Annotated in this window: 9 protein-coding genes; 5 read left to right on the forward strand and 4 right to left on the reverse strand. The window is 41.9% G+C overall.

What is annotated here, in order from left to right:
- Positions 1-455: 455 nt before the first annotated feature.
- The gene (locus BW716_RS00005) at positions 456-1,184 is read left to right on the forward strand and encodes a LuxR C-terminal-related transcriptional regulator (RefSeq protein ID WP_083720041.1); all 729 of its coding nucleotides are present in this window, start codon (positions 456-458) and stop codon (positions 1,182-1,184) included.
- A gap of 127 nt (positions 1,185-1,311) precedes the next feature.
- Here BW716_RS00005 and BW716_RS00010 read toward each other — a convergent pair whose 3' ends face one another.
- The 3 genes from BW716_RS00010 to BW716_RS00020 form a co-directional block, all read right to left on the reverse strand.
- Positions 1,312-2,328, reverse strand: a complete 1,017-nt coding sequence (locus BW716_RS00010) for a hypothetical protein (RefSeq protein ID WP_083720042.1) — start codon at positions 2,326-2,328, stop codon at positions 1,312-1,314.
- A 325-nt stretch (positions 2,329-2,653) separates the two neighbouring features.
- Entirely contained in the window at positions 2,654-2,890 is a 237-nt protein-coding gene (locus tag BW716_RS00015; RefSeq protein ID WP_083720043.1) for a hypothetical protein, read from the reverse strand.
- 72 nt (positions 2,891-2,962) lie between these two features.
- Entirely contained in the window at positions 2,963-3,847 is an 885-nt protein-coding gene (locus tag BW716_RS00020) for an AraC family transcriptional regulator (RefSeq protein ID WP_083720044.1), read from the reverse strand.
- Between the two features lie 148 nt (positions 3,848-3,995).
- Between BW716_RS00020 and BW716_RS00025 the strand changes: the two genes are divergently transcribed.
- Positions 3,996-6,464: an alpha-glucuronidase family glycosyl hydrolase gene (locus BW716_RS00025; RefSeq protein WP_083720045.1), complete on the forward strand. Its 2,469-nt coding sequence runs from the start codon at positions 3,996-3,998 to the stop codon at positions 6,462-6,464.
- 567 nt (positions 6,465-7,031) lie between these two features.
- Here BW716_RS00025 and BW716_RS38910 read toward each other — a convergent pair.
- Positions 7,032-7,328: a DUF6804 family protein gene (locus BW716_RS38910; RefSeq protein ID WP_368677456.1), complete on the reverse strand. Its 297-nt coding sequence runs from the start codon at positions 7,326-7,328 to the stop codon at positions 7,032-7,034.
- A gap of 353 nt (positions 7,329-7,681) precedes the next feature.
- On the opposite strand from BW716_RS38910, the gene BW716_RS00035 reads away from it, so the two are divergent.
- The 3 genes from BW716_RS00035 to BW716_RS00045 are packed head-to-tail and all read left to right on the forward strand — an operon-like array spanning position 7,682 to position 10,873.
- Entirely contained in the window at positions 7,682-8,923 is a 1,242-nt protein-coding gene (locus BW716_RS00035) for a hypothetical protein (protein WP_143708661.1), read from the forward strand.
- A 16-nt stretch (positions 8,924-8,939) separates the two neighbouring features.
- Positions 8,940-9,383, forward strand: coding sequence for a hypothetical protein (locus BW716_RS00040; protein WP_083720048.1), 444 nt, complete (start codon positions 8,940-8,942; stop codon positions 9,381-9,383).
- A gap of 2 nt (positions 9,384-9,385) precedes the next feature.
- Entirely contained in the window at positions 9,386-10,873 is a 1,488-nt protein-coding gene (locus BW716_RS00045) for a hypothetical protein (protein ID WP_083720049.1), read from the forward strand.
- Positions 10,874-10,876: the final 3 nt, after the last annotated feature.

The raw sequence follows: 10,876 nt of genomic DNA on the forward strand, positions 1-10,876 counted from the left end.
AGACTAAACAACTTCAATATAATGATTTTTTAAAATCTAATAAAAGAGAAATAGAAAATTATTGTTTAATGAGTAATTCAGGGGAGGGGGTAAAGATATGCATGAGTGTTTGGGGAGAGTGTTATGTGGAGAGGATTACGGGGAGAGCGTTGTGGGAGTTAGGTGTATAGAGAGATGTGGAAAGTTAGTTCTGTGGGGAGTAAGTTCAGAGGAATAAGGCGTGTGGAATGATTTGTGGGTAAGGAGGAACCAACGGTAAGGGCAAGCGAAGGTTAGTGCTTGCCCTGTACCCTGGCACTAGAAAAGTTGTAGTAACTAATGGGGTTAATAAAATTGGGGTTCTAAAGTAATGGTTGAAAGGTTTCGCAAAAATAAACAGGTTTTTATCGGAGGTCAACTGCGAAAATCCGCAGTTTGGACAGGAATTCTTAAATTAGAGGAATTAAAAATTTGTCATGTCCAATCCCGGTGAGTTTTCCAGATCTATGATCACAGCCTTGCCTGCCGATTTGAACAGTGAACAGGCAGTTAGTTTAAGACGAACAATACAGCGGTTTCCTGAGGAAGCAATATATGTGTATTCCTTTAAGGAGAATAGGATGGTATATGCGGATGGGTGGGAAGAAGTGCTGGGATATGAGGATAGTGAGATCAATATGCTGAGTATTGTGGATATCACAACGCCGGAGTATAAACCTTTTTCATTCGAACTGAATGACAAGGCGTTGATGTTTATTATGAGCCGGTCGGAGGAGCTGGAAAAGTATAGTTTTACGATAGAATTAAAGAAGTTACATAAGAATGGCACGCCCGTGCCGCTCATCGTGCGGGTGGGGGTATTTAGGTCTGAGAATGGACGGGTGACGGAGATAATTGGGAGGAACCAGGTCAGCCAGCGGTTGAAACTGGGGAAGGTGATGCAGTATGCGGCGTATGGGCCAGAGAAGGCGGAGTTTGAGGAGGAGTTGAATAAGAAGTTGTTTCATTATTATGCGATCTCACAAAAGGAGAAGGAGGCACTGGCCATGTTGGCGCAGGGGAAGTCTTTTAAAGAGATCGCACATGAGTTGAATGTTACGCAGTCGGCGATAGAAAAAAGGATTATTCCATTGTATAAAAGGTTTGAGGTGAAGAGTTTAACGCATTTGGTGACGTTTGCTATGGAGAATCATATTTTACCGTGAGGGGAGTGAAACCCCATCATGGTGGAGAACCCTCAATTCTCATGCATTGACGGAACAGGAGCTATCTTTTAGCCTGAAGTGTCAGGGTTCGAATTATCACATTTTACGCTGAGGTGTTTGTTACCCGTTATGACAATTTACCCTGCGGCAGATAAATAGCGGAAATACTTTCTTTTGGTACCCCAATAGTATGGAGCATCTGTTGCCATTCACTATAAGTGGCATCATCTCCCAAAATCCAGATTACATTTTTGTTTTTTAAGGCGTGGCGGTTACCGTCGTTTTCCATGTATTCCATGAATTGGTAAGCGGTCACGATGTCTTTGGGGATCGGTTGACCAGGATTGATATCGTCAATGACGAGGAGGGAGGTCGTGCGCCATGTCCAGAGGTTAGGATCTTCTTGCTGAATGTCTTCGTCCGTGAGGGAGAAGAGGCTATAAAGTTTCATAGCGGTGGTATACAGACAGGCTTTGTGCTTGATAGCAGATTCGGTAGCGAGGCCGATGCCAAGGGCGGTTTTGCCACTGCCTTTGCCACCGAAGATGAAGAGGTGCTTGCCGATGATGGTGTCGGGATGAAGGGTGGCATTCAGGAATCCGTACACCTTTTCCTTGTCAGCGTCTTTGATGGAAAGATTCCATTGACTGAGGCGGAATTGAGTAGGGAGACAGGCTTGCTGGAGGTACATTTTAGTCGGGTACCAGTAGCAGATAGGGTAGATGAGGATAATAGAGATGATGGTGATATTCAATATCGTGTGGTGACCTAAGAGCAGACTGGCGGCGAAGGCGCCGAGCCAGAAAAAACAGAGATCCGTGAAGGTGTCGAATGCGATGTTGCCCCAGGTAGGTGGGAAGGTATATCGCTTATGAGAAGGGACGTATAAGGTTTTGGATTCGGTATGTTTATTTAATAACAAGGGCCCGAGGAAGTTGTAAGCTTCAAAGAGCGTCCAGGCGATGGCGACGATCCAGGGTGCAGCGTGGTGGGGAATTAATAATGTAGGTATGAAGCCTAGAGAAAAGTGTCCGAACTGGTTAGCTAACCATGTATAAGTGAGCGTGACGCCACGATATGAATCTTTGCCAATAAGATCCGCTTTCAGTTGTCTGAAAACGTTGTTTAGGGAGATGTGGTGCATAATGGGTAGGGAGTTAGTATCTCAATGTTCGGTTTGCTAGATAGTGAATATTGTTGAAAGTTTTGTTAATGAGTGGTTAATTCGGGTGTTAATGATCCTGGCAGGATCGATTTGATCCTATTAACTAGCTGATAACAAATGTGTTTTGGAGGGAGGGTGTAGATTTGGCCTTTATACTTGGAACAATTAATATTAAGCAACTTAGGGGCGGGCTTTTCCAGGCCTGCCTTTTTTCTGAAAATGGTGATCATACCTGTTGGTAAATTCCCTCTTTCATGAATGCGTTATTGTTCTGAACATGGTTTCATTCCTATTGGTAGATGTTTTATTGGAAATCGAAGCTGATGATGGTTGATTTATAACAGTTATAGCTATATTGGGTAGTGCAGTAAGCGGTAGTAGGGAGGGCGATGGTTGGGTAGATACTGATAGTACCTGGCGCGCCATAGACGGTCGTGCAATAGAAGGTAGGGGCATTATAAGTCCTTGCTTTGAAAGCGAAGATACCAGCGATGGATACGCAGGTACAAATGAGGGCTAACAACAGGCGGGCCTTTTTCATGAAGAGAAATTAAGAATACTGAAGAGAAGTTAAGGATATTTTTAAGGGGAAGGGTTAGGAGTAAGAGAATGTTTATTCAGGTATAATGTGAATATTATTCTGTAATAACCCCATGTTATTAGCAAAGTGTTTTCTGTATTGTAATGGCGTGAATTTTTTTATCTTCAGGAATTGTTTGTGAAAATTAGCCATTGTATTATATCCACTATCAAAACAGATATCCAGGACAGTTTTTTGTGTTTCCATCAGCAGTGTGCACGCATATCCAATCCTGATTTCGTTGAGAAAATCAATGTAGGTTTTTTTTGTACTTTTCTTGAAATAGTTGCAGAAGGCGGGGATACTCATACAGGCGATGTCAGCAACTTGTGGAAGGGAAATGGGATCGCGGAAATTGTCAATCGTATATTGGAAAATTCTATCGATGACTTCTTTTTCTTTGGGTTGAGATTTAACTTCCTGTGTCGAGACGGTGATATATTCCTTCGTACGGGCCACTAGGTCCAGGCATTGTCCTAATAGTAGAATACGTTGAAAATCCTTGGCTGTTTCGAGCGATGTGATCAGAGAGAATAACTCGCTTTTGGTTTCTCCCTGTATTTTTAGGCCATAGGAGGATGTACTGAGCAGATGGCGGATGTGACGACATTCAGGTATGTCAAGAAACGAATTGCCCCAGCAATTTTCCTTAAATTGTACAACGACAGCACTGGCTATCATATCGGGTTCGCGTTTCTGAAAAGTATGTGGCAAATTAGCTCCTAAAAGATAAATATCATTTGTCTCAAATTCTCCCACATGATTTCCGATAAAGCTCATGCCGGCCCCTTCAGTAAAAAGAATCAGTTCGAACTCAATATGCTGGTGCCAGCCTACCTCAAATTCTGGTGTGCGGAAAGTTTGAGCAACAAATGAATTGTTCTCATTGAGAGGTAACTTTTGAATCAGTGGTTTCATTGTGGACGATCTTATGCAAGATAACGGAATTTGAGCAATGAAAAGGTTAATATAATTTACTTTTTGTATAATAAACTGTAGAAGGATATCAGGCAGAGCTGGTAAATTGAGGGTTTGATTTCACTGTTATTAAGAACCATTTTATTCAATGAGATATATAGTCCTGATCGTTTTACTATTGCAGCTGGATCCCTGTTTTTCTAAAGTACCTGTAATCGTTCATAGCAAGCAGGCGAGTGGTGCCACATTGTTAGCCGTTAAAGAGCTGCAGCGATATATCTATGTCAGAACAGGGGAGTTACCCCGTGTTAGTAATGCCGATGCCGATAATAGCATCTGGGTAGGAACGATTGATGCAGTGACGATAAAAGATCAGCGAATTAATCAGCAGCTGAAAGGGGATGCATATCAGTTATTGTCTGTATCAGATCGCAAGTTGATAATTGTGGGAGGATCAGAGATTGCAACACTATATGGTGCGTATAAATTCCTGGAATCTACCGGAATTGGATTTGCACTGGATGATGATATTATCCCGGATACCCGTATTAATCAGGTTCAGTTAAGTGGGTTTAATAAAACCTATGCACCCGCATTTGCATTAAGGGGGATACAACCATTTCATGATTTTCCGGAAGGTCCGGATTGGTGGAATGAAGATGATTATAAAGCCATCATTGGACAGTTGCCAAAGATGGGAATGAACTTTATCGGATTCCATACTTACCCTAGTGTCGGCATTTTCAGAGGATGGTACAAACCTGAACCTGTGGTTTGGATAGGAACGAAGGAGCAGTTTGATCCTGCTACAGGTCGTGTGAATAACGCCTATCCTATACTGCATGCAAATACTAATGACAGTACATGGGATTACTATCCTAAGAAAACGTCTGCTTTTAATTTTGGTGCCGCGCAGTTATTCGAGACGGATAACTATGGTGCGGATTATATGAAAGGGGTATCTAACTGGCCGCATACGCCAGAGGAGAATATCAATATTTTTAATAAGGTGGGAGCTGTATTGAATGGGGCCTTTTCCCTGGCAAAGGAATTAGGTGTGAAGACCTGTGTGGGTACTGAAACGGCGTTGACAATTCCTAATGAGGTGAAGCGTACTTTGCCCAAAGCCAGTCAGGATTCTATCAGACAAGCTTTGTACGAAGGAATGTTTTCCAGGATTAAGGCGACTTATCCATTGGATTATTATTGGTTTTGGACACCGGAAGACTGGACATGGTCTGGTGAGCGGCCGGGAGAGACTGATTTTGTAAAGAAAGATCTATTGAGTGCGGTAGCGGCTGCAAAGGCGGTAAAGGCACCGTTTACACTGGCTACCTGTGGATGGGTGTTAGGCCCTTCCAGGAACAGGGCGGAGTTTGATCAGTTGTTGCCGAAGGAAATGCCTTTTAGTGTAATTAACAGGCAACAGGGATATATGCCTGTGGAACCTGCATTTGCGACTGTTACACAAAGACCTAGGTGGGAGATTACGTGGATGGAGGATGATCCGGCGTTAATTTGTCCGCAGTTTTGGGCAGGCAGGACGAGAAAGGATGCGCAGGATGCATTTAAATATGGTTGTACAGGATTGATGGGTATTCATTGGCGGACGCGGAATATTTCGCCAAACTTTATGGCATTGGCGAAGGCTGGATGGGAAGCGAATACTTATGATAAAGAAGTGCCGGCAGATAAGCGGGATTACCCGGTGGGTGATTTGTATGATGAATGGACGACTTTGCAATTTGGAAAGGATGCGGCTAAGATTGCTTCTGCTATTTTTCAAAGATTTGATGGCGCTGCACCTGTGAGTCCGGAAGTGACGGATTATACGGCTAACTTTCCAAGAGCGACTATCTGGGGGATAAAAGGGCCGGGTTTGATTATTGCCAATAAGATGCCGTGGGATTCAGTAGTGAAAGGATATGATTTTATTAGTGAGTTTGAGAAGTGTGGGAAATTGGTGCATGCACCCAGTCAGGTGGCTAACTACCAGTATTGGTTACATACGTTTTATTATGCAAGGGCTATTTCAAAAGTGGGATGTTTGTTAGGGGAGATGGATACGATTGCGAAACTTTTGCCTGGGAAGAAAGAATTAGGGGATAGTTTGCTGGTATTAAGGGATAGTACGGCAGGTGTTTGGGAGGAGATGATGACAGAATTGTTGCAGACGGTGAGTACGACGGGCGAGATGGGGATGATAGCGAATATTGAGCAGCATAATATGCAAAGGATGCAGTACTTGACGAGGTATGATAGTTTGATAGCGGCGGCGAGAGGTGGTGTGCCTCCGTTGGTGTTATCGAAGGAGTATAAAGGACCTGCAAGGGTGGTGGTGACGACGAAGCGGACAATGTTGAATGCAGGGGAGAGTTTGGATTTTAGGGTGAGGGTATTGTCGGGGAAAGCCGTGAAGGAGGTGAAGTTGTATTGGAAGGAATTGGGTGGGAAGGTGTATTCTTCGGATGTAGTGGAGCGTGAAGGAGCGAATGTGTATAGGGTGCATGTGGGGGAGAAGAAAACAGATTTTGAATATTATATAAAGGTGGAAATTGTGGGGGGAGAGAGTTTGAGGTACCCGGAGGTGGGGAATAGAACAGTGGTGGTGTGGTGAAAAGTTTGATAATTGCTTATGGTAAAAGTAATATGACAATAGCCACCTTAATTGGTGGCTATTGTTCTTATCCTGTCGCTAAGAAATTTTTCCATGTAATCAGAATCAGGGTTAACAAAACTAGAAAGTAATCTGATTATATCTTCATCTATAATAGGAACAATAAGGCCCCTTTCATCCCTATAAGTATCTTGGCATCTTGCAATAAAGCGATCCATTTCCCCAATGGACCGACAAATCAAAAGTCCTACCTTGCCTCTATTGGGTGAAAATCGACCAGCTAATTGATCCAATTCCGGATTGGCAGGGTCGGATGAATAGTTTTTACACTCTATCATAATAAACTGACTCGGTAGATACTTGTTGGAAAAAGCTTCTAATTGTTTTAGAGGCTTCAACAGACCAATTGTCAGTTCGTAGGCTAAGAAAGAACGGATCGAGAAATAATGGAGTATCTGTATTAGTGTCTACATCAACAAAGTCTAACTGTGGTTGTACTTTATTCAGATTAAAACGTTCGGAGATTCTCATTGCAATATGTAGAGGGAGTAATGTGTTGAAATATATTTATTTAATGTTTCGCTGCCAAGAGATGCCTCTCACTATAAACAATATTCCTGCTATTATATCAATAGGTATCCAAATACTTTTTTTATATAGATAAACAGGGATAATTGGATTAAATAAAACCGCTATTACCAAAAAAATGATCACCCAGTTAGTCAGGCTATCCTGGTAGGATGACCTGACTAACAATATTGAACAGATAAATACCAATATGCGTAGAGCGGTGTAGAAGCCTATTGGTAATTGAATTGTAGCAATGAAAAGTAAGGCTGCTGTGAAAAAGGTGAATAGTCTCATGATTTATTACTCTTGAGGAGGTTCTTTGGATTGCTCCATTCTTGCCAGCTTCTCATTTATTTTGTCAAGGTAAAAAATGATGTCGTTAATACGCAGCACCCATCGAACGATAAAAACATATAGTGCGATCAGGAGGATTATACAGCCCATTACTATCATTGGTTGTCCGTAATTCATAGCATAGCGATTTTGTTGGTGAATGAAGTAAAGCTAAACTATTACTTGATTGCTACATATTGGTGGATACAAATACCGGAAAAATCCCCTCCCTCCCCAGGTTTTTTCCTACCCCGGTTAATGTCACCTTTGTTGAGACAAGAGACATAAACTGCTGGTATGATAAAATTCCCAACATGAAGAATGCGTATACCCTGCCCCATGGAAAACTCCTGTTTTTTTTATTGATATTTTTATGGGGATGTGGAGGGGATGAAGCTATCCACTATAAATGCGGCCCTCAAAAGCAAGCTGTCCCCAATGTGGATTATAACATCTATATCGAAAACTCTGGTAGCATGGCCGGTTACCTGGGAAACAATGCCGACTTCAAAAAAGTCCTTATTAACTTTATCAGCGATATCCCGGCTCAACTAAAAAGGGAACCTCAATTATTCTTTATTAGTGGGCATATTTGTCCTTTCCAGCCACCAACTAATATTCCCCTCGTAAAGTCAGTAATGAGTCTTAACCCAGGTACCCTGAAATCATTATGTTCCTCCAATGGCTCGTCGCTATTGCCACAGGTGATAGATTCCTGCACCACTCAAATGGGGAAAAAAGTAAGTATCCTGGTATCAGATTGTATCTTCTCTGATAAAGGAGGCAATAGCTCACTTGCTGAAGCAGAGATGAAAATTTTCATGTCCAATAAGTTTAAAGCTGAAGGGAAGATATCGACCATTGTTATTAAATACAATTCCTCTTTTTCCGGAATCTATTATGCTGAATCCAATGGCGGCAAGCCCATGAAAGTTAATAATATCAACAGACCATACTACCTGCTCTTATTTGGGAAAAAAGAAAACCTGGCTGCATTACTCCAGACAATAGATTTCAAAAGTTACCCAGGCTATGAAGCTAGTTATTGTTTGTCTGCGAATGATCCCACTGATTCGGCGTATGCTACGATGACTTACTATAATAAGAAAGGCAATTTTGAATTTGCAAAACCCGCATGCCGGATGGCATTAACAGGGGCCGAAGCTAATAAAGGCGTATTCCAGTTTTCCTTTAATGCAGATCTTAGCCGGCTAGGGTACCAGGAAGATTATTTGATGGATGTGAATAACTATACTGTAAATGATAAATTTTCTGTGGTGAGTGTTAAAAAAGATACGGGTATTCTCCATACCCTCACCCTTAAAACGGATCATTTGCAATCTCATCATATTTTAAAAATCGGCCTCAGGTATGAGCTCCCATCCTGGATCATTCAAACAGGAAATGAGGATGATAACAACCCGTCAGACAGCCTGCAACAACACCAGACATTCGGATTCAGACAACTGATGAGTGGTGTTTCACAGGCATATAAAGCCAGTAGCACGACTCATCAGTTCACAATACCTATTCCTCCAATTTCTATCAGGAACTAAATAAAATTCAATTATCATGAACATTTTACCTGCCATCTTTGAAGCAGTCGGATTATATTCTTCTTCTGGTGGACTGGGAGAACATTTGCGCGGACTGGACATCGATTGTCAAACTATGTCCCGGCAATCTGCTTATAACTTTGTAATTCTCGCACTTATTTTCGTAAATGTAGTGATCCTGTTCAACTATTATTATGGATTGCTCAACCGTTCTCCATTTAACCAGGTGGGATGGTGGTTGGGTAATATCCTGGTGGGTGCATTTATAATTTTTCTGATTGCGTATGTAGGTTCACATAGAGACCTGGTCAACCATCGGTACTGCGAACAACTCAGTTTCCATGATGGTGACTGCATAGGATTTGGTATTACAGCCGCTATTTACTCCGTGGTATGGTCTGTTCTTTTATCTCTCCTTATTAAATGGAAAAGTATTTATAACAAAAAAATCCCCTTTTAACCATGGCTAAACTATTCCTGTTTGCAATAGGAGGTACCGGCTCTCGTGTTGTAAAGGCATTGACCATGCTCATGGCCGCTGGTGTACAGATTAAAAATACCGATGCCATTGTTCCTATCATCATTGATCCTGATACATCGAATGGTGACCTGACCAGAACTATTGAACTACTGAAAACATATAAAGAAATCAGGGAAAAAGGAGCATCTGATAGTAGTGACTTTTTTAAAACGATGATTTCCTCACTGGATGAGTTAGGTGATGCCGGTTATCTCTCTGACAATTTTAAATTTGACATAGATGGCGTAAAGGAACAACGATTCAGGGAGTTTATAGGCTATAGTGAACTGGATAAAAGTAATAAGGCCTTTGCCTCGTTATTGTTTTCGAAGGCGAACCTGGACGCCGACATGGAAGTGGGCTTTAAGGGGAACCCTAATATTGGAAGTGTGGTGCTGAATAAATTTAAGGATGCGCCATTTTTTAGAAAGTTTGCTTCCAGCTTTGAAGAGCAGGATAGAGTATTCATTGTGAGTTCCATTTTTGGCGGTACTGGTGCAGCTGGTTTTCCCTTATTGTTAAAGAATATCCGCGATGCCGCGCCCCCTATTCCCAGGCATTACTATTTACAACGCGCCAGGGTGGGTGCTGTGACCGTACTTCCTTACTTCGGTGTGGATAAGGCCAATGGTGTAACGATAGATAGTAATTCTTTCACCACCAAAACGAAGGCAGCTTTGTCCTACTATGCACATAACCTGACAGGAGAGAGCATTCGTGCAGTAAACGCCCTTTATTATATAGGTGATAAAGTAACCAATGATCAGAAAGGTGCTGATGGCGCCAATGAGCAGAAGAATAAAGCACACTTTGTAGAGTTAGCCGCAGCATTAAGTATTATCGACTTTATGTCGATGGATGACAATAAACTACAGGTCAGCGATGACAGGAAGGCTGTCAGTCCCAAATATTTTGAGTTTGGTTTAGGTAAGGAGAGTATGAATATTACTTTCCCTGATCTATCCAGGCAGACTTATGACCAGATTGCCAAACCGCTGACCAGGTTAAGTCTTTTTCGCAATTTTATGGACCATCATTATGAAGAATTTGCGGGCAGGAAGGGAGAGGCATGGGCCAATCATGGCAATAATAAACTGACGATAGATGAATTGGATGGTAGATATCGCTCAGCCATTACCTTATTTAACAGGCATTATGCAGAATGGTTAAATGAAATGGCACATTCCAATGTAAGTTTTGCTGCCCTCGATACAGAAAAGAGCGGGAAGGATTTTTACAACCTGGTAAATGGTGTAGTGAATAAAAAAAGTGTCCTGAAAGATATATTCAATGCTGCAGGTGTGGACAACTTCCTGAAAGTACTGTCAAAGTCAGAACCTCCATTAGATCATTTGAATAGTACCCGAAAACTACTGGCACTGTTCTCTGACGCCACTGCTGTCATCATCAATAAAGAAATAAATCTGTAACTG

The organism is [Flexibacter] sp. ATCC 35208 (assembly GCF_001975825.1).
Lineage (GTDB): Bacteria > Bacteroidota > Bacteroidia > Chitinophagales > Chitinophagaceae > Chitinophaga.

Excerpts from the sequence above, each read along its gene's own strand:
- BW716_RS38910 (WP_368677456.1), bottom strand. The coding sequence starts at position 7,328 with ATGAGACTATTCACCTTTTTCACAGCAGCCTTACTTTTCATTGCTACA.
- BW716_RS00015 (WP_083720043.1), bottom strand. The coding sequence starts at position 2,890 with ATGAAAAAGGCCCGCCTGTTGTTAGCCCTCATTTGTACCTGCGTATCC.
- BW716_RS00010 (WP_083720042.1), bottom strand. The coding sequence starts at position 2,328 with ATGCACCACATCTCCCTAAACAACGTTTTCAGACAACTGAAAGCGGAT.
- BW716_RS00040 (WP_083720048.1), top strand. The coding sequence starts at position 8,940 with ATGAACATTTTACCTGCCATCTTTGAAGCAGTCGGATTATATTCTTCT.
- BW716_RS00045 (WP_083720049.1), top strand. The coding sequence starts at position 9,386 with ATGGCTAAACTATTCCTGTTTGCAATAGGAGGTACCGGCTCTCGTGTT.
- BW716_RS00025 (WP_083720045.1), top strand. The coding sequence starts at position 3,996 with ATGAGATATATAGTCCTGATCGTTTTACTATTGCAGCTGGATCCCTGT.
- BW716_RS00035 (WP_143708661.1), top strand. The coding sequence starts at position 7,682 with ATGAAGAATGCGTATACCCTGCCCCATGGAAAACTCCTGTTTTTTTTA.
- BW716_RS00005 (WP_083720041.1), top strand. The coding sequence starts at position 456 with ATGTCCAATCCCGGTGAGTTTTCCAGATCTATGATCACAGCCTTGCCT.
- BW716_RS00020 (WP_083720044.1), bottom strand. The coding sequence starts at position 3,847 with ATGAAACCACTGATTCAAAAGTTACCTCTCAATGAGAACAATTCATTT.